Raw genomic sequence first — 17,298 nt, forward strand, 5'->3', positions numbered from 1 at the left:
AAACCGGGGTGCGAGATCCCCGCTAACCGTTGCCCATGAATTTCCGGAAATGCAATTCCGGTGCATTGACCGGATTCGTCACGGCGTATTACGTTCCGTCCGCATCCATTCCGCCGGGAGGTCCGTCCATGCACATTTCCAGCAGTTGGCGCACAATCGCCGTGACCGCCGCCCTCACTCTCGCAGGCTCGACTCTGGCCGGCGCGAGCTATGGGGGCGATCGCGACAGCGAGTGGGTCGGGACCTGGGCGACCGCGGTCACCCACGGCAACGCCACCGGCTCGACCAACCTCGGGCTGACCGACCAGAGTGTCCGGCTGGTGGTGCGGCCGACCGTCGGCGGCAACAAGATCCGGATCCGGCTGTCGAACATCTACGGCGAGAAGACCGTCACTGTCGGCGCCGCAACCGTTGCCAAGCCCAACAAAGCGACGCCTGAGCTGTCCGACATCGACCCGAACACCCTGCGGACGTTGACGTTCAGCGGTTCGGGCAGCGCGTCGATGGTGAAGGGAAGCGAGCTGCTGAGTGACCCGGTGAACCTGCGGCTGGGCACGCTCGACGACCTCGTGGTCAGCCTGTACTTCCCGGAGAACACCGGCCCGACGACGTTCCACGGCTCGTCGATCCAGGACAACTTCGTTGGCCCGTCCAACCTCGTCACCCAGTCCGGCGGCGCGGCCTACACGTTGACCCGGCGCTGCTGCTGGTTCTTCCTGTCCGGCGTCGACGTTCAGACCGACGACTCGGACGGCTCGATCGTCGTACTCGGCGACTCGATCACCGACGGCACCAACAGCACGCCGAACGCCAACAACCGTTGGCCGGACCAACTGGCCGAGCGGCTCGCCGCGAGCGCCGGGCACAGGCCCTTCCCGAGCGTGCTGAACGCCGGACTGGCCGGCAGCCGGCTCAACCACGAGGGCAGCGAGCCGTCCGACAACGGTGCGTTCCCCGGGTTCAACGAGGTCGGGGTCAACTCACTGGCCCGGCTGAACGAGGACGTGTTCGCCCAGACCGGCGTACGGACCGTGATCACCGAACTGGGTGTCAACGACATCTGGATGTCGGACGACTCCGCGGCCGAGATCATCGGCGCACTGCGCCAGGTGAACGCACAGGTGAAGGAGCGCGGGCTGCGCAGCCTGGTCAGCACGATCACGCCGTTCGAGGGACTCAGCGGCACGGACAGCTGGACGCCGGCCAAGGAGGCCACGCGGCAGGCAGTGAACAGCTACCTGCGGTCGAGCCACGAGTTCGACGGCGTCCTCGACTTCGACAAGGTCGTCCGCGACCCGGCCCACCCGAGCCAGCTGAACCCGGCGCTCGACTCAGGCGACCACATCCACCCGAACGAGGCCGGCTACCAGGCGATGGCCGCCTCGGTTCCGCTCAACCTGGTGCGCTGACCGGTGCGCACCGCCAACGAGATCCTCGCCGCACTGGGATCCGAGGACGGTCGCCGCGATCCGATGCCGCTCTTCGCGGAGCTGCATCGGATCGGGCCGGTCTGCCGGCTCGACCCCGGTAGTTCGCCGTACGCCGTGGTGGTGAACGGATACGACGCCGCCCAGGAGGCACTGAAGGACACCAGGTTCCACCGGCTGCTGTCGGCGGATCCGAACCCGAGGGAGCTGGTACTGCGCCGGCTCGGTGGGTCGATGATGTTCCGCAACGAGCCGGACCACCTGCGGATGCGCAAGGTGTTCCAGGCGGTGCTGACCCCGCGCCGGCTGACCGGGTTCGAACCGGTGGTGGACGCGCTGACCGAGGAGTTGCTCGACGATCTGGGCAAGGCCGGCGCGGACCGGAAGGTCGTGGACTTCGTCGACTTCGCCTACCGGCTTCCGATCACGGTGATCGGCACGTTCCTCGGCATCCCACGCTCCGACCTCGGTTGGTTCAAGGACCGGACCCAGCGGATCGACGAGTACCTCGACCTCGGCGGCAAGGCGCCGGAGAAGCTGGCGGCCGCGAACCAGGCGGCCGGTGAGCTGAACGACTACTACGCCCGGATGATCGCCGAACGCCGGATCCGGCCGCGCGACGACCTGGTCGGATCCCTTGTGCACGCATTGGACTCCGGTACGTCGGGGATCGACGAGCAGGAGCTGATCGACAACCTGCTGGTGCTGGTGAACGCGAGCTTCGTGACCACGATGAACCTGCTCACCAACGGGCTCGAACTGCTACTGAACCAGCCACGGCTCGTCGCTGCGCTGCGTGACGATCCCGGGCTGGCGTCGGACTACGTCGAGGAGATTCTCCGGCACCAGAGCTCGGTCCAGCTGATCAGCCGGAAGGCGTCGACCGACATCGAACTGGCCGGCGAGACGATCACCGAGGGCAGTCTGGTCCTCGTCCTGCCCGGCGCGGCGAACCGCGATCCGGCCAAGCACCCCGACGCGGACACCTTCGATCCGGGGCGCGACGACCTCCAGCATCTATCCTTCGGCGCCGGACCGTTCTACTGTGTCGGCGCCGCACTCGCCCGGATGGAAGGACGCGCGGCGTTTGCCCAGCTGTTCCAGCGGTTCCCCGGTCTGCAACTCGCCGGGGAGCCGGTGCGCAGCCGCAGCCTGCTGCTGCGTGGGCATCAATCCATGCCGATCCGAATGGGGTGATCCGGATGCCGTTGGACCCGCAGGTCGAGGCAATGCGCGCCGAGCGCGAGGCCGCCAACGTGCCCCAGCTCTACACCCAGACCCTGGCCGAGGCGCGCGCCGCCGACCTGGCCTCGATCCAGGCCGCGGGTGGTGAGGTCGAATCGGTGCACCACGTCGAGGACCTCACCACCGATGCCGGACTGCCGTTGCGGGTCTATCGACCTGACCTGACGGGTCCGCTGCAGACGCTGATCTACTTCTTCGGCGGCGGCTGGACGCTCGGCAGCGTCGAGACCGCCGACGGCATCTGCCGCAAGCTCGCCAACGCCGTCCCCTGTCAGGTCATCACGGTCGGCTACCGGCTCGCACCGGAGCACCCGTTCCCGGCCGCCGTACACGACTGCCGCGACGCCACCCAGTGGATCGCCGCGAACGCCGACAAGCTGCAGGTCGATCCGGCGCGGCTGGCGGTCGGCGGGGACAGTGCCGGCGGCAACCTGGCGATCGCGACCACCTTGCTTGCCCGTGACAACGGTCCGGCGCTGGCCGGACAGCTTCTCGTGTACCCGAACACACTCTACGGCTCGGACACGATCTCGATGCGGAACGGCAACGACCCGTTCCTGTTCAACAAGACGTCGGTGGGCTGGTACTGGGACCACTACCTGGCCGACTCGGCCGACGGTCTCGACCCGCTCGCCTCACCACTGCTGGCCGAGTCGCACGCGGATCTCCCGCCCGCGCTGGTGATCACCGCGGAGTACGACCCGCTGCGCGACGAGGGTGAGTACTACGCCGAGAAGCTGCACGCCGCCGGCGTACCGACCACGCTCAGCCGGTACGACGGGATGGTGCACGGCTTCTTCGCGATGTCCGGCACCCTCGACGGCGGCAAGAACGCGATGGCCGAAGCGGCGACCTGGCTCGGCGGGATCTTCGGCGATGCGTGACGCCCGGCGACACGATGGCTGAGTCGCTGGCCGACTACGAGCAGCTCGCGGCCACCGCTCTGTCCCGCTCGGTCCACGACTTCGTCGCCGGAGGGAGCGGCGCCGAAACCACCCTTCGGCTCAACCGCGCTGCTCTCGATGCCCTGACCGTGACACCGCGCGTCCTTGCCGGCGTCGACGAGCCCGATACTTCCACGACCCTCCTCGGCACCGAGCTCACGATGCCTGTCGCCGTGGCCCCGATGGCCTACCAGCGTCTCCTTCACCCGGACGGCGAGCTCCTCCTCGCCCAAGCCGCCGCCGATGCCGGGATTCCCTACGTCATCAGCACCCTGAGCAGCTACCCGCTGGAGAAGATCGCGGCGATCGCACCGTCCTGGTTCCAGCTGTACTGGCTGCGCGATCGCGGGCTGGTTGACGCCCTGGTCGAGCGCGCCGTCACAGCCGGCTGCCAGGCGCTCATGGTCACAGTCGACGTACCAGTGATGGGCCGCCGCCTCCGCGACGTACGGAACTCGTTCACACTCCCGCCGAGTGTGGTCGCGGCGAACCTTGTCGACATGGTGACAGAGGCACACTCTGAGGTGCCGGGGCTGTCGGCGGTCGCCGCGCACACCGCCTCGGCCTTCGATCCCTCTTTCGGTTGGCGCGATCTGGAGTGGCTGCGCAGCCGGTGCCCGATTCCCCTGCTGGTGAAGGGGATTCTCGATCCTCGCGACGCCTCCCGAGCTGTCGCGGCCGGTGCGGACGGCGTGGTCGTGTCGAACCATGGCGGCCGCCAGTTCGACGGCGCACCCGCCTCGATCGATGCCCTCGGCCCGATTGTCGATGCGGTCGGCAATGACTGCACGGTGCTGCTCGACAGCGGCGTCCGCAGTGGCACCGATGCGCTCAAGGCATTGGCGTCTGGCGCGTCCGCCGTACTGGTCGGGAGACCGTTGCTGTGGGCACTGGCTGTGGAAGCTGTCGATGAGGCATTGGGCTTGTTGAGACACGAGTTGCGAGATGCGATGCTGCTGGCCGGATGCGCGGATCTGGCTGCGGTGGCCGAGTTGACGACGGGGAGAACGCCGTGGCAGATCTCAGGTTGACCGAGTTGCACGGTTCGCTCACCGACCGGGCGCTGAACTCGATGAACTTCCTCAACGAGGTCTCGCATCACTACCCGGAAGCGATCTCGCTCGCCGCCGGCCGTCCGACCGAGGAGTTCTTCGCGCTCGAGGACCTGCACCGCTACCTGGACCTGTTCGCCGATCACCTGCGCTCGCGGGGGTACGACGAGCCGTCGGTGCGGCGGACCATCTTCCAGTACGGCCGGACCAAGGGCATCGTCCACGACCTGGTCGCCCGCAACCTCGCCGTCGACGAGGACATCCATGTCGACCCCGAGGCGATCGTCGTCACGGTCGGCTGCCAGGAGGCGATGGTCCTCACTCTCCGCGCACTTCGCGCGGAGACGTCCGACGTACTGCTGGCCGTCTCCCCGACGTACGTCGGAATCACGGGCGCTGCTCGGCTCCTCGACTTCCCCGTGCTGCCTGTCACCGAGGACGACGATCTCGCCTCCGTAGTGAAGGCGGCCCGGGCGGACGGCCTGCGACCGCGGGCGTGCTACGTGATGCCGGACTTCGCCAATCCGTCCGGACTCAGCCTGGACCTGGACGCCAGGCGGCAACTGCTCGAGGTCGCCGCCGAGCAGGATCTGCTGCTGATCGAGGACAACCCGTATGGCCTGTTCCCGGCCGAGGGCGTCGACCGGCTGCCCACACTGAAGGCGCTCGACACCGAACGCCGCGTCGTCTATCTCGGCTCGTACGCCAAGACCGGGCTGCCGGGTGCGCGGATCGGGTACGTCGTCGCCGACCAGACCGTCGAGGCGCCGGACGGGAGCACCGGACTGCGGCCGACGAGTTGTCGAAGCTCAAGAGCATGGTCACCGTGAACACCTCCCCGGTCGCCCAGGCGGTGATCGGCGGCAAGCTGATCGCGAACGACTTCAGCCTGGTCGCGGCGAACCGGCGCGAGCGGGAGCTGTACGCCGCCAACCTGCGCGCGATCACCGACGGCCTGGCCGCGCGATTCCCGGCCGGCGAGATCAGCTGGACCGTGCCGTCCGGTGGGTTCTTCGTCGTGGTCACGGTGCCGTTCCCGGTCGACGACGTACTGCTGGAGAAGTCCGCCCACGAGTACGGCGTGCTCTGGACCCCGATGAGCCATTTCTACGACGGCGACACCCCGATCCACGCGCTGCGGCTGTCCTGCAGCGCGGTCACCCCGGCGCAGATCGAGGCGGCTCTGAACCGGTTCGCCGCGTTGATCACTGATCAATTGCCGTAACTGGTCCTCTCACGCGGGCAGAAACTGGATCTGTAGGGGATACCGGTCCGCCCCTAGCGTGGAGATATGACCACGGCATGCGAGTTCCCCACAGTCCAGGTGACCACTGCGCCCCGACTGGTGACCGGCCAGTTCGGCCGGTTGCTGGTGATGGTGTTCGGGTCCGGGTTGAGCATGTACCTGCTCACCTCGGTGGTCCCGCTGTACCTCGCCGCCAACGGATCCGGCGGGATCGGCGCCGGGCTGTCGACCGGCGCGATGATGCTGGCCGCGGTCGGGACCGAACTCCTGGTCCCCCGGATGCTGGCGCGCTGGGGCTACCAGGTCGTCCTCGGTCTCGGGCTGATCCTGTTGGGTGCGCCTTCGCTACTCCTGCTGGTCACCGCATCCCTGCCGGTCGTCCTCACAATCTGCATCGTGCGCGGTGCCGGGCTGGCGATCATGGTCGTCGGTGCGGTCGCTCTGGTCGCCGACGTGACCCCCGACCGACGCCGCGGCGAGGCGTTCGGTATCTACGGACTGGCCGTCGGAGTGCCGGCCGTCATCGGACTGCCCCTCGGTGTCTACCTGACCAACCTGGTCGGCTTCGGCGCTCTGTTCGTGCTGGCCGCAGCCAGCTCCCTCCTGGTCCTCGGCATGCTGGCTGGGATGCCCAAGGCGACCAGCGAGGAAGAGCAGCACGTCAAGGTCCTGGGTGGCCTGCGCGGCAGCGGACTGATGATGCCGACGTTGGTGTTCGCCGCCGTCACCGTTGCCGCGGGCATCAGCGTGACCTTCCTGCCGCTGGCTGTTGCCGAGGACAAGCACTCGCTGGTCGCGACCGCTCTGCTGATGCAGGCGATCACCGCTCCCGCGGCACGCTGGCTGGCCGGTCGGTACGCCGATCGCATCGGCCCGGCCAAGCTGCTGGCACCGGCGTTGATCCTGGCAGCCGCGGGTGCGGGCTCCCTCGTCCTGATCGGCAGCACGACCGCGATCGTCGTCGGCTCGACACTGTTCGGCCTCGGCTTCGGCGCCGCACAGAACCTGACGCTGACGATGATGTACGACCGCGTCCCCAAGTCCCGCTACGGCCAGGTCAGCGCCCTGTGGAACCTCGCGTACGACGGCGGCTGGGGCGTCGGCGCCATCGTCTTCGGCGCCGTGGTCGCGGGCACCGGCTACTCCGTCGCCTTCGGTCTGACCGCCGCCATCGTCGCGCTCGCGATCGTCCCGGCGGTCATGGCGTCAGTAACAGCCCGCTCGTGAGCGCGCCCTGCGCAACGTTGACCACCGGTCCGGCGCCCGGTACGGCGAACCGGACGTAGGCGCCGGCCGGAGTACCTCCGAACAGATACGGCGCGATGCAGAACGGTACGGCGTCCTCGTGGACCTCACCGGTGGCGATCTCGACGAACTGCATGGTGAGCCGGTCGACCGGGACGTACCGCTGCAGGATGTATCCGCCCTCGACCAAAGCGGCGTCCAAGGCCTCCTGCCAGCTCTGCGCGGACACCTCCGGCCCGACGACGACACCGACGCCGCCGTAGGAACCGGACGGTTTCAGGACGAGCTGGTTCTGGCCCGCGATCGCCCGGTCGCGCAGGTCCGGCGACAACACCTCCGTTCGCGGGACATGCCGACGTACGACCTCGGCATCGTCCGGGGACATCGAGTCGAGGTCCGTCCAGAGCCAAGCGAAGATGGACTTGCTCGCCAGCAGCCAACTCGCGGTCGGGGTGAAGACCCGGACCGTCTTGGTCCGCATGGCGGTGCCCAGGGCGTCGAGGCCGGCGCTCGGCGTGGTGCCCTGCGGGACGAACATCCGCAGTACTGCGTCGATCGGCCCGTCGTCGACGAGCAGCCGGCCGGCGTCGTCAAGCGTCAGCCACTCGACCGGGAACACCCGCATGTCCAGGCCGAGCTCACGACCGCGTTCGCTGAACGGCTCGAGCAGCTTGATCATCGCCAGCCCGTCCTGGGAGCCCGGATACGTGCCGCCGGTGGTGAAGATCATCGCCAGCCGGTCCGTCCGGGTCAGCTCGAGCGCCGCCCGGACCGCCTCATACCGCGCATCGACCGCGGACGGCGGCGCCGCTAACCCGATCCCGTCCAGCACCGGATCTCCGTCGTACGCCGCGAGGAATCGCTCCGCGACCCCATCGGAGTCGTGCGCACCACCGAGCGCGCTGTCGATGTTGGCCTCGACAACGTACGGCGTTCCGTCCGCGAGCAGGATGTCGGCGCGGACACCGCCGAGCAGGTCCTCGGTCAGCGGGAGGTCCTCGTCGAGCAGATCGATGTAGCCGGTCGGCATGCCGAGCGCCTGACGCAACTCCCCCGCGGTCGACGCACGCTGCAGGCACGCGGCCAGGATCAGCCGGGCGACGGTCGCCGAGATGTCGGTGAACCGGCGGTACGCGACCGAGGACATGATCGGCGGCCGCAGCGGCCGCCACTCCTTGTTGTGCGTCGCCACCCCGTCGTACACCTGCTGCCACGCGTCGAGCCCCCGCGCGACCAGCGCCGTACGCACCGCCTCGGGCAACTCGTGCCACCTGTCCGTCATCATTCCTCCAGTACGGCGTGGATCGCGGTGACCAACTGGTCCCGGCCGGGTTGCACGGCCCGGTCCAGCGCGAGAGCGAAGGGGAGCACGGCGCCATCCGGCCGGGTCACGCGGCGCGGCGGTGCGGCGAGATCGAAGCGTTCGGCCGCGATCGCGAGGATCTCCGACGCGAATCCGCTGGTCCGGTTCGAGTCGTCGATCACCACGAGCCTCCGGGTCTTGGCTACCGACTCGGCCAGGCCTTCCACGTCGAGCGGATAGACCGTGCGGGGGTCGAACACCTCGACGGAGATTCCGAGACCAGCCAGCTCGTCGGCAGCCGTCAGTGCGTCCTGGACAAGGTGGCCGAGGGCAACGACCGTGACGTCGTCCCCGCTGCGGGCGATTCGGCCGACGCCGAGCGGGACTGGTGCCAGGGTGGCGAAGTCGAGGTCGTCGCGGACACCGAGGGCACCGGACGGCGCGAAGAAGACGACCGGGTCGTCGTCCCGGATCGCCGAGATCAGCAGACCGTACGCATCGGCCGGGGTGGCTGGGACCACGGTCTTGACGCCGACGTGGGCAAACAAGGTGTACGGGTGGTCGGAGTGTTGGCCGGCCCACCCGGTCCGGGAGCCCGAGCCGGGGACGACGTACGTGACCGGGACCTTGCACTGGCCTCCGGTCATCAGCGAGAACTTGTGGGCCTGGTTGGCGATCTGCTCGAAGACCAGGAACAGCAGGGACGGAATCTGGAACTCGATCACCGGTCGCATCCCGGCCAGCGCGGCACCGGTGGCAAAGTTGGTGAAGGCCTGCTCGGACAATGGAGTGTCCAGCACCCGATCGGGACCGAAGCGCCCGAACAGTCCGGCCGTCACGTTGGAAGCGGCGGCGCGGATGTCCTCGCCGAGCAGGAAGACCGTTGGATCGCGCTCCAGTTCGTCGCCGAGTGCGCGGTTGAGTGCCTTCAGATACGAGAGTTTGGGCATCAGCGCAGCACCTCCGGCGAGGCGTACAGGTACTCCAGAGCGGCCGCCGGATCTGGGTGGGCGCTCCCCAGAGCGATCACGGCGGCGGCATCGAGCAATGCCTCGACCTCGGCATCGACTGCGGCCCGGTCCTCGGCCGCGAGTCGTGCGCCCTGGATCTCTACTGGGTCCCGCGACCGCCCAGCGGAGATCTCCTCGGTCGAGCGGTAGGTGAGCCGGGCTCGGTGCTCGAACGTGTGGTGCGCGTCGAATCTGTACGTGGTGCATTCGAGGAACGTCGGTCCCTGACCGGATCGAGCCCGCTCGACTGCTTCTGTGGTCGCCGCCAGAACCTTCTCGGGATCCTGGCCGTCGACCGTGACCGCGGGGATGCCGAAGGCCTCGGCCCTGGCGGTGATGCTGCCGGCGACCGCGGACGCGACCGGCATGGTGGTCGCGTAGCCGTTGTTCTCACAGACGAAGATGACCGGCACCCGCCACAGCCCGGCGAGATTGAAGGCCTCCAGCAACATGCCTTCGTTCATCGCGCCGTCGCCGAAGAACGTCGCCGCGACCGTGTCCTTGCCCAGGCGACGATGGGCCCAGGCAGCACCGGTCGCGATCGAGCCGGCCGCGCCGACGATCGCGTTCGCGCCGAGGATGCCCAGGCTGAAGTCGGCCGCGTGCATCGAACCACCGCGGCCCTTGTTCAACCCGCTCTCCCGGCCCATCAGTTCGGCGAGTAACCGGGCCGGGTCCGCACCGCGGGCCAGCACATGTCCGTGGCCGCGATGCGTGCTGGTGATCACGTCCGTGTCCGTCAACGCCGCGCATACTCCGGCCGCGATCGCCTCCTGGCCGATGTACGGGTGAATGCCCCCGACGATCTCCCCGGACCGGACGAATTCGATCGCCCGCTCCTCGAAGCGGCGGATCAGGCGCACAGTCCGGTAGAGATTCATCAGCGGTCGGCCCACAGAGTCGGGCAGTAGTCGGGGTCGGCGTAGTCAGGGTGTCCGGCAGCGGTACGACGTACCAGGACGTCGTGGTTGTACGCCGCCAGCGTGCCGTCGGAGAGGGGGAACTCGCGGTAGTGGTTGGCGCCGTCCTGCAGGTGCAGGGAGACCGCGCGACGCGGGCGGTCGCTGACGTTCGCGCCGCTGCCGTGGTAGGTCCGGCAGTGGTGGAAGTTCATGTGCCCGCGCGGGATCGTGATCGGGACCTTCACCACTTCCACGGTGTTGTACGCCGCGTTCTCGGCCAGCATCTGGTCCAGTTGCGACCGGTCCCGCTCGGCGAAGTGGCGTACGACGGTGTCGTCGGAGCCGATCTCCTGCCAGCGATGGCTGCCGTCGACCATCGTGATCGTGCCCATCTCCGGCGGGCAGTCGTGGAACGGGATGAAAGCGGTCAGCATCCGGTCCGAGGCCGAGGACGACCAGTAGTGCTTGTCGAAGTGCCAGGGCACGATGTTCGACGGCTCGCCCTCGATCGGCGGCTTGTAGATCAGGGTGGACTGGAAGATCCGGATCGCGTCGGCCTGCGCCAGCCGGGCCGCGACCGCGCCGATCAGCGGCTTGCGCAGGATCTTCGCCAGGCCGTCGTGCTCGTAGTGCACGTAGTCGTTGTGCCGCTGGACGTCGCCCTTCGACGGGTCCCAGTACGCCAGCTTCGGCGGGGCTGTCGGAAGGGTTCGGTCGCGTTCGCCGGCGTAGTACCTCTCGCTGGCATTGACGAGCTCGTCCGTCTCGTCGTCCGTCAGCAGTTTCTTGGACAGGTACCAGCCGTGCTCGTTGTAGAAGGCAACGTCTTCGTCGGTAGGCAGCAGCTCGACTTCTTCCTCGGACAGCTTGAATTCCAGGGTCATGCGTCAGCTCCCGCCAGCTCGCGTTCCTTGGCTTCGTAGAGGGCCTTGATGTTGCCGCTGCCGAACGTCATCGCGCCGCGCCGTTCGATGATCTCCAGGAACAGCGTGCGGCGTACGTGCATCGACTCGGTGAAGATCTGCAGCAGCTGGCCCCAGTGGTCGCGGTCGACCAGGATCCCCAGTTCCTGGAGTTCCTCGATCGGTGTCTCCACCTCGCCGACCCGCTCCGGCAGGGCCTGGTAGTACGTCGACGGTGTACCGAGGAAGTTCACGCCGCGACCGGCCAACGTGCTGACCGCCTCGACGATGTTGCTGGTGCGCAAGGCGATGTGCTGCACCCCGGCGCCGGCGTGCCAGCTGAGGAAGTCGTTGATCTGGCCCGGTCGGCGGTTCGCGTCGGGCTCGATCAAGGTGAACGTGACGTGCTTCGACGGGCTCTGGACGACCTTCGACTCCATCCCCTGGCCGGCCACCTCGATGTACTCCTCGAAGATCCGCGGGAAGCCGAACACGTCCTCGTAGAACTTCGCCGTCGGCTCGAGCTCGCCGGACGGCACACAGATCGCCAGGTGGTCGACCTCGCTGAACAGCTTCTCGTCCGGTCCACTCATCGGCTCCGAGATGTGGATCCGGCCGGGTAGGAACTCGTGCCGCGGTCCGTGCCGCTCGACCAGCCGGTGGATCACGTCCCCGAACCCAGCCACCTCCGCGATCACCACGGTCGTCTCGCCGCCGTCGTACCGGACCGGCTCCCTCAGACCTTCGGCGCCTCGGGCAACAAGTTCGCCGTACGCCGCCGTCGCGTCGTCGACCTCCAGACCGACGATCGCGACCCCGTCTCCGTGACGCTGCACGTACTCCGCCGCTGGATGCTCCGCGGCCAGTCCGGACGTCAGCACGATCTGTACGGCGTCCTCGCGCAGCAGCAGCGACCGCTGATCCGGCAGACCGGTCTCGGGGCCGCCCTGACCGTGAATCTGCAGGCCGAACGCGTGCCCCAGGTAGAACGCGGCCTGCCGAGCGTCGCCCACATACAACTCCACGTGGTCGATCCCGTAGATCTCCATCACACCCTCACCTCACTGTTGGTTTCTCGCCGCTCCGGCGTGGTGGCGGTGCCGAGGAGCAGGCTCACGTTCTGGCCGCCGAACCCGAACGAGTTCGACAGTGTGTACTCCGGCCGCAGGTCGCGGGGCTCTTTGCGGACGTGATCCAGCGGGCAGGCCGGATCCGGATCGTCCAGGTGGTACGTCGGCGGCACCAGGCCGGTCGTGATCGCGAGGGCCGCTGCTGCGGCCTCGACCACTCCGGAGGTGCCGAGCATGTGACCGGTCAGCGCTTTGGTGGAACTGACCGCCGGGGTGTGGTCGCCGAACGCCAGGCCGATCGCGACCGACTCGGCCACGTCGCCGAGCTTCGTGCTCGTGCCGTGTGCGTTGATGTAGGCGACCTGGCTCGGTTGTACGCCGCCGCTCGCCAGGGCTCGGCGCATGCACTCTGCGGCGCCCATCCCGTCGGGCCGGGGAGCGGTCGGGTGGTGTGCGTCGGAGTTCACCCCGTAACCAGCTACATCGGCATAGCCGCGTGCTTTGCGAGCGGTCGCATGCGCGGTGCTTTCCAGGACGAGTAGGCCGGCGCCTTCGGACAGCACGAATCCGTTGCGGCGTAGGTCGAAGGGGCGGCTCGCCTCGGTTGGGTCGTCCCAGCCTCGCGCCAGCGCTCGCGCGTTGGCGAAGGTTTCGGCGAAGGTCGGGAACAGCGGGGCTTCGCTCGCGCCGCACAGCACCACGTCGGCTTCACCGGATCGGATCAGCCGGACCGCGTCCGCGATCGCCTGAGCTCCCGAGGCACACGCCGTACCGACTGCCGACGTGTAACCGCGGAGGCCGAACCGGATCGCGATCCGCGCGGCCGGCATGTTCGGCAGGATCCCCGTCAACAGGTAGGGACTGACCGCAGCCCGCCCACGTTCGGCCCGAGCCAACACCTGCTGCTCGAGCGTCGCCATCCCGCCAACGCCACCCACAATCACCCCGAGCCGGTCAGGATCAACGTTCTCCCCCACAACCAGCCCGGCGTCCCCCAACGCATCCTCAGCCGCCAACTGAGCCAGCACCACCGTCCGATCCATCACCTTCCCGTCCGGCCCACTCGCAATCCTCCCGGCATCAAACGCCGGCAAAATGCCCGCAACCTCAATCGAGTTGGCGATCGGATGATCCGCCGCCGGCTTGACGATCCCCGACCGCCCACCCAGCAAGGCGTCGTACACCGCCTCCACGCCCCGGCCGACGGGCGTGATCAGACCCATGCCCGTGATCGTTACGGCGCTGCCCGGCGCGGTCATACTTCTGCTCCTGTTAGGCGGGTTTCGCGGAGGGCTACCTTGCGGACCTTGCCGGTGACTGTGACTGGCACCTCGTCCGATCCGATGACGGAGACTTTGCGGATGATCGCGGCGACCTCTTCACCTACCGCCGCCTTGACGGCATCCGAGCGGTCTTCGTCGGCCGCGTTCGGCGCGAGTTCGAGGAGGACGTCGGCGACGTACTGGCCGTTGGCTGGCGTGATGATCACTGTGCAGTCGAGTACTTCGGGGAGTGCGGCGAGGATGCGTTCCTCGGAGAGCGACGTGAAGAGTTGGGGGCCGTCGAAGCCGGCTACCGCGTCGGGGATGCGGTCGAGGTGGAAGTAGTGGCCGCTGTCGTCGCGGTACGCCAGGTCGCCGGTGAGGAACCAGCCGTTCAGACGGAAGCGGTACGTGTTGACCGAGTCGTTCCAGTAGCCGGGTGAGACGCTCGGCGACCGGAACCCCAGCAGGCCGGGCTTCCCCGCTGGCAGTTCCTCCCCGGTCTGAGTCAGTACGGCGGCCTCGGCGAACTCGTACGGCTTGCCGATGCACCGGCCGTAGTGGTCACTGTCGATCGTGTGCGTGATGTGGAAGCCGTTGTGGCCCATCTCGCTGGACCCGAGGCCGTCGATGAAGTGCGAGCCCTTGACCGTCACGCGTCCGTCGCGGGTGACCGTCTCGCGGGTGCCGACGGCAACCAGTTTGCGGATGTGCGGTTCGTGGGCGCAGTCGCCGGTGTTGAACCACATCCGGACCGAGTCAAGGTCGTGGCTGGTCAGATCCTCGCGAGCCAGGCCGGCCCAAGTGACGGCGAAGCCGTAGACGGAGTGGGGTTTCCAGCGTTCGATGTGGTGCAGGACGTTCGGGGCGTCCTGGCTGGACAGCAGCAGCATGTCGGCCCGGTTGCCGAGGACCTGGTTCACCATCAGGACCGTTGCGGTGTGCGGGATCGGAAGGGCGTTGAGGATCCGGTTGGTGCCTTGCGCCTGCGGCATCGTCAGGAGGTGCTTCAGAGCGGCGTACAAGGTGGTGTGAGTGTGCATCACCGCCTTCGGTACGCCGGTCGTGCCGCTGGTGTGGGTGATCACGACAGGGTCGTCGGCGTGGTGGCGATAGTTCTCCGGCGCCTTGGCCGGGTCCGCCGTACCCAGCTCTCGTGGTTCCGCGAGAATCGGTGCCTCATGCAACAACTCGCGATGTGCTGCATCCGCGAGTACGCCGGTTGCGCGGAGGCGGCGGATGAACTCCTCGGCGATGGGTGGGCTCATCTTGCCGTTCATCAGCGCGGGGATCGCGCCGACCCGGGTCAGCGCGAGGAAGCTCAGCACGATGTCCTGTGCCTCGGTCGCCCAGATCGCGACCACGTCCCGTCGTCCGATGCCGTGCTCGTGCAACCACGCCGTACGGGCCTGGACTCGCTCGTCCAGCTCGCCGAGGGTCAGCGCGTGCTCGGCCGGGTAGTGATCGACGGGCGTGTCGAAGGTCAGGCCGGGGCCGTTCAGGTCGGCGCCGTGGGCGATGACCGTAGCCAGGACGTTGCCGGTTCCGATCGCCGGGTCTGCGGCGAGGCGGGCTCTCAGGCTCTTCATGTCGGGTTTCCCCCACTCACGATCCGGGCGGACGCCTGGTCGGCACCCACCTCCACGATCAGCACCTGGTCGGCGTCCCCGTCGCCGATCAGCAAGGCGGCCTCATCGAGCCCGCCGTCGGTCACACACACGACCGGGCCGCGCAGGTCGCACTTCGCCGCGATCCAGCCGGCGATGCTGTTCGGCACCGACTGGAAGAAGAACAGCGGACCGATGCGCTTGCCCTCAGCAACAGCCTGCCGGACGTGGTCCGCGCTTACGCTGTCCCCGTCACTCACCAGCACGATCCCGGTCTGTCCGGTGGGTGGCGCCGTCATCCGGCCCAAGCACCGTTCCGCCACGACCGCGGCCAACGGGTTGAACGCCGACAACACGAACCCCGCCACCACCGGCGGACCTGCCGCGATGTCATCACCCGGCTCCGGCCAGTAGCCCTCACTGCGCACGACGAGGTCATGAACTTCCACCAACTCGCTCATCCCGCCCGCACCACCAACGCGGTATTGGCTCCCCCGAACGCCGAGTTCACCGTCATCCCGTACGCCGACGTCGCCGGCCGAGGCGCATCCAGAATCAGATCCACCGAACACGCAGGATCCGCCTCCAGGAACCCCGCATTCACCGGCAACTTCCCCTCCCGCAAGGCCTGCACAGTCACCACAAACTCCACCAACCCCGAAGCCTCCAACGCATGCCCATGCAACCCCTTAGTCGAACTAACAGCCGGTCCCCCGCCCGTCCCCATCTGCTGGGCTGACCCACCGGACGGTGGGTTGGCCAACGGGAATCCGGTGGGTAAACCCACCCGCTCCTTGGCCGACCCAGGAGACGTGGGGTGGAAGACGTGGGTGATGGCGGCGGCTTCGGCGGCGTCGGCGAACGGGGTGCCGGTGGCGTTGGCGTTGAGGTAGGTGATGGCTTCTGGGGGGACGTCGGCTTTGGCTAGGGCGCGTTGGATGGCGGTGGCTAGGCCTCGGCCGTCGGGGGATGGTTGGCAGGGGTGGTAGGCGTCGCCGGTGCGGGACCAGCCCAGGAGTTGGGCCAGGCCTTCGCCGACTTGGAGGACTACTGCGGCTACGCCGTCGCCTAACAACAAGCCGCGGCGGTTGAGGCTGAACGGGCGGACTGTGTTGTCGTCGGCCAACGCCCGCCCGGCGTCGAAGAGGGCGAACTGGTGTGGTTCGACCAGGTACGCCGCTGCCACGACGATGCGGTCCGCGCGCCCAGTGCTGATCAGGGTTGCGGCGTCGGCGAGCGCCGTACTGGCTGAGACGCAGGCGCTGGTGTACACGCGACGCTGACCGAAGTCGCAGTCCGGCGCGGAGTGGAGTGCGAGCAGGAGTGGCGTCGTACTGCGGTCGACGCCGGCTTGTGCGCAGGCGGTGGCGATCGCCAGGTCCAGTTCTTCTTCCAGCGTGCCGGTTTCGGCGGCCGTTGCGGCGTACCGGACCCGGCGGTTGCTGGTGTCGAAACGGCGTACCTCGGTGAACGCCGGCGCGCCGGTGAGCTGCGCCTCCGGACCGCGGCCGAGCGCGGTCAGGATCGAGAGGCCGGTGACGGAGACCGGTCGCGGTTCAGACATGGCTGGTCAGCACCTCGGCGATCACGGTGACGGCGTCGTCGACGGTGGTCATCCGCTCGAGCTGGTCGTCGCCGAGCTCGACGCCGTACCGCTGCTCGACCTGATGGACCAGCCAGGCCAGCTCCATCGAGTCGATCCGGTCCGTGCCGGGTGGCCGCTCGCCGAGGCCGGCGAGCCAGCCGATGATCTCGTCCCGCCCGGGCGGGGGTGGGTTCGAGTTCATCAGACCTGCTGGGCTACCCGGCCGGCCACCTCGGCGGTGAACTCGCCGACCGTCATCAGCGCGAGCTGCTCGGACTCGTCGTCGGAGAACCTGACCCCGAACCGGTCCTCGACCCGCACCGACAGATCCGCCAGCGCCAGCGACTCCAGGTCCACCCCGGCCGGACCGAGCGTGGTCTCGTCGTCGACGCCGTCGGTGTCGTAGTTCATGTCCTGCAGTTGCGCGATGACGAAAGCGCGAACCTCGTCCTTCATGGGGTTACCTTCTTTCGGTGGGTGATTCGGTACATGTCTGGG

General features: G+C 68.2%; 18 protein-coding genes. 7 read left to right on the top strand and 11 right to left on the bottom strand.

All coding sequences use genetic code 11. The features are described 5' to 3' along the window. Nucleotides 1–128: 128 nt before the first annotated feature. From E0H73_RS25600 to E0H73_RS25625, 7 genes are all read left to right on the top strand, one after another. Nucleotides 129–1,409, top strand: a complete 1,281-nt coding sequence (locus E0H73_RS25600) for an SGNH/GDSL hydrolase family protein (protein ID WP_131360879.1) — start codon at nucleotides 129–131, stop codon at nucleotides 1,407–1,409. 3 nt (nucleotides 1,410–1,412) lie between these two features. Then, complete coding sequence (locus tag E0H73_RS25605) at nucleotides 1,413–2,624, top strand: cytochrome P450 (RefSeq protein ID WP_202867561.1); 1,212 nt, start codon at nucleotides 1,413–1,415, stop codon at nucleotides 2,622–2,624. 5 nt (nucleotides 2,625–2,629) lie between these two features. Further along, a complete protein-coding gene (locus E0H73_RS25610; RefSeq protein ID WP_131360881.1) occupies nucleotides 2,630–3,556 on the top strand; it encodes an alpha/beta hydrolase in 927 nt (308 codons plus the stop codon). Between the two features lie 14 nt (nucleotides 3,557–3,570). After that, nucleotides 3,571–4,647 carry an alpha-hydroxy acid oxidase gene (locus tag E0H73_RS25615; RefSeq protein ID WP_131360883.1) on the top strand — a complete coding sequence of 359 codons (1,077 nt, stop codon included), beginning with the start codon at nucleotides 3,571–3,573 and terminating at the stop codon, nucleotides 4,645–4,647. Next, nucleotides 4,629–5,498, top strand: a complete 870-nt coding sequence (locus tag E0H73_RS48030) for an aminotransferase class I/II-fold pyridoxal phosphate-dependent enzyme (RefSeq protein ID WP_272949152.1) — start codon at nucleotides 4,629–4,631, stop codon at nucleotides 5,496–5,498. Before E0H73_RS25615 ends, E0H73_RS48030 begins: the two co-directional genes overlap by 19 nt. Then, nucleotides 5,495–5,893 carry an aminotransferase class I/II-fold pyridoxal phosphate-dependent enzyme gene (locus E0H73_RS48035; RefSeq protein ID WP_272949153.1) on the top strand — a complete coding sequence of 133 codons (399 nt, stop codon included), beginning with the start codon at nucleotides 5,495–5,497 and terminating at the stop codon, nucleotides 5,891–5,893. Before E0H73_RS48030 ends, E0H73_RS48035 begins: the two co-directional genes overlap by 4 nt. Nucleotides 5,894–5,959: 66 nt before the next feature. After that, nucleotides 5,960–7,141 (top strand): MFS transporter, encoded by a 1,182-nt coding sequence (locus tag E0H73_RS25625; protein WP_131360885.1) that lies wholly within the window; start codon nucleotides 5,960–5,962, stop codon nucleotides 7,139–7,141. On the opposite strand, the gene E0H73_RS25630 is transcribed toward E0H73_RS25625, so the two are convergent. From E0H73_RS25630 to E0H73_RS25680, 11 genes are read right to left on the bottom strand one after another with little or no spacing between them, the layout of a single operon-like run. After that, nucleotides 7,113–8,441, bottom strand: a complete 1,329-nt coding sequence (locus E0H73_RS25630; RefSeq protein WP_238164246.1) for a hypothetical protein — start codon at nucleotides 8,439–8,441, stop codon at nucleotides 7,113–7,115. The genes E0H73_RS25625 and E0H73_RS25630 overlap by 29 nt on opposite strands. Next, nucleotides 8,441–9,412 (bottom strand): alpha-ketoacid dehydrogenase subunit beta, encoded by a 972-nt coding sequence (locus E0H73_RS25635; RefSeq protein ID WP_131360889.1) that lies wholly within the window; start codon nucleotides 9,410–9,412, stop codon nucleotides 8,441–8,443. The genes E0H73_RS25630 and E0H73_RS25635 overlap by 1 nt, the downstream gene beginning before the upstream one ends. After that, on the bottom strand, nucleotides 9,412–10,353 hold the full coding sequence (locus E0H73_RS25640) for a thiamine pyrophosphate-dependent dehydrogenase E1 component subunit alpha (RefSeq protein ID WP_131360891.1): 942 nt from the start codon (nucleotides 10,351–10,353) through the stop codon (nucleotides 9,412–9,414). The genes E0H73_RS25635 and E0H73_RS25640 overlap by 1 nt, the downstream gene beginning before the upstream one ends. Further along, the gene (locus E0H73_RS25645; protein ID WP_131360893.1) at nucleotides 10,353–11,258 is read right to left on the bottom strand and encodes a phytanoyl-CoA dioxygenase family protein; all 906 of its coding nucleotides are present in this window, start codon (nucleotides 11,256–11,258) and stop codon (nucleotides 10,353–10,355) included. Before E0H73_RS25645 ends, E0H73_RS25640 begins: the two co-directional genes overlap by 1 nt. Then, on the bottom strand, nucleotides 11,255–12,325 hold the full coding sequence (hppD, locus tag E0H73_RS25650; RefSeq protein WP_131360895.1) for a 4-hydroxyphenylpyruvate dioxygenase: 1,071 nt from the start codon (nucleotides 12,323–12,325) through the stop codon (nucleotides 11,255–11,257). The genes E0H73_RS25645 and hppD overlap by 4 nt, the downstream gene beginning before the upstream one ends. Then, on the bottom strand, nucleotides 12,325–13,605 hold the full coding sequence (locus E0H73_RS25655) for a beta-ketoacyl-[acyl-carrier-protein] synthase family protein (protein ID WP_131360897.1): 1,281 nt from the start codon (nucleotides 13,603–13,605) through the stop codon (nucleotides 12,325–12,327). Before E0H73_RS25655 ends, hppD begins: the two co-directional genes overlap by 1 nt. Beyond that, a complete protein-coding gene (locus E0H73_RS25660; protein ID WP_131360899.1) occupies nucleotides 13,602–15,197 on the bottom strand; it encodes a class I adenylate-forming enzyme family protein in 1,596 nt (531 codons plus the stop codon). Before E0H73_RS25660 ends, E0H73_RS25655 begins: the two co-directional genes overlap by 4 nt. Further along, on the bottom strand, nucleotides 15,194–15,676 hold the full coding sequence (locus E0H73_RS25665; protein ID WP_131360901.1) for a beta-ketoacyl-[acyl-carrier-protein] synthase family protein: 483 nt from the start codon (nucleotides 15,674–15,676) through the stop codon (nucleotides 15,194–15,196). Before E0H73_RS25665 ends, E0H73_RS25660 begins: the two co-directional genes overlap by 4 nt. Next, the gene (locus E0H73_RS25670) at nucleotides 15,673–16,779 is read right to left on the bottom strand and encodes a beta-ketoacyl synthase N-terminal-like domain-containing protein (protein ID WP_131360903.1); all 1,107 of its coding nucleotides are present in this window, start codon (nucleotides 16,777–16,779) and stop codon (nucleotides 15,673–15,675) included. Before E0H73_RS25670 ends, E0H73_RS25665 begins: the two co-directional genes overlap by 4 nt. Beyond that, nucleotides 16,772–17,002, bottom strand: coding sequence for an acyl carrier protein (locus tag E0H73_RS25675; RefSeq protein WP_131360905.1), 231 nt, complete (start codon nucleotides 17,000–17,002; stop codon nucleotides 16,772–16,774). The genes E0H73_RS25670 and E0H73_RS25675 overlap by 8 nt, the downstream gene beginning before the upstream one ends. Then, the gene (locus E0H73_RS25680) at nucleotides 17,002–17,256 is read right to left on the bottom strand and encodes an acyl carrier protein (RefSeq protein ID WP_131360907.1); all 255 of its coding nucleotides are present in this window, start codon (nucleotides 17,254–17,256) and stop codon (nucleotides 17,002–17,004) included. The genes E0H73_RS25675 and E0H73_RS25680 overlap by 1 nt, the downstream gene beginning before the upstream one ends. Between the last annotated feature and the right edge of the window lie 42 nt (nucleotides 17,257–17,298).

Source organism: Kribbella pittospori, from assembly GCF_004331465.1.
In the GTDB taxonomy this organism is placed as follows: domain Bacteria; phylum Actinomycetota; class Actinomycetes; order Propionibacteriales; family Kribbellaceae; genus Kribbella; species Kribbella pittospori.

What these genes read in the sequence shown, in the direction of transcription:
- E0H73_RS25640 (WP_131360891.1), bottom strand. Translation starts at nt 10,353, where the DNA reads ATGAATCTCTACCGGACTGTGCGCCTGATCCGCCGCTTCGAGGAGCGG.
- E0H73_RS25665 (WP_131360901.1), bottom strand. Translation starts at nt 15,676, where the DNA reads ATGAGCGAGTTGGTGGAAGTTCATGACCTCGTCGTGCGCAGTGAGGGC.
- E0H73_RS25660 (WP_131360899.1), bottom strand. Translation starts at nt 15,197, where the DNA reads ATGAAGAGCCTGAGAGCCCGCCTCGCCGCAGACCCGGCGATCGGAACC.
- hppD (WP_131360895.1), bottom strand. Translation starts at nt 12,325, where the DNA reads ATGGAGATCTACGGGATCGACCACGTGGAGTTGTATGTGGGCGACGCT.
- E0H73_RS25645 (WP_131360893.1), bottom strand. Translation starts at nt 11,258, where the DNA reads ATGACCCTGGAATTCAAGCTGTCCGAGGAAGAAGTCGAGCTGCTGCCT.
- E0H73_RS25675 (WP_131360905.1), bottom strand. Translation starts at nt 17,002, where the DNA reads ATGAACTCGAACCCACCCCCGCCCGGGCGGGACGAGATCATCGGCTGG.
- E0H73_RS25615 (WP_131360883.1), top strand. Translation starts at nt 3,571, where the DNA reads ATGGCTGAGTCGCTGGCCGACTACGAGCAGCTCGCGGCCACCGCTCTG.
- E0H73_RS25630 (WP_238164246.1), bottom strand. Translation starts at nt 8,441, where the DNA reads ATGACGGACAGGTGGCACGAGTTGCCCGAGGCGGTGCGTACGGCGCTG.
- E0H73_RS25610 (WP_131360881.1), top strand. Translation starts at nt 2,630, where the DNA reads ATGCCGTTGGACCCGCAGGTCGAGGCAATGCGCGCCGAGCGCGAGGCC.
- E0H73_RS25635 (WP_131360889.1), bottom strand. Translation starts at nt 9,412, where the DNA reads ATGCCCAAACTCTCGTATCTGAAGGCACTCAACCGCGCACTCGGCGAC.
- E0H73_RS25625 (WP_131360885.1), top strand. Translation starts at nt 5,960, where the DNA reads ATGACCACGGCATGCGAGTTCCCCACAGTCCAGGTGACCACTGCGCCC.
- E0H73_RS25680 (WP_131360907.1), bottom strand. Translation starts at nt 17,256, where the DNA reads ATGAAGGACGAGGTTCGCGCTTTCGTCATCGCGCAACTGCAGGACATG.
- E0H73_RS25655 (WP_131360897.1), bottom strand. Translation starts at nt 13,605, where the DNA reads ATGACCGCGCCGGGCAGCGCCGTAACGATCACGGGCATGGGTCTGATC.
- E0H73_RS25670 (WP_131360903.1), bottom strand. Translation starts at nt 16,779, where the DNA reads ATGTCTGAACCGCGACCGGTCTCCGTCACCGGCCTCTCGATCCTGACC.
- E0H73_RS25600 (WP_131360879.1), top strand. Translation starts at nt 129, where the DNA reads ATGCACATTTCCAGCAGTTGGCGCACAATCGCCGTGACCGCCGCCCTC.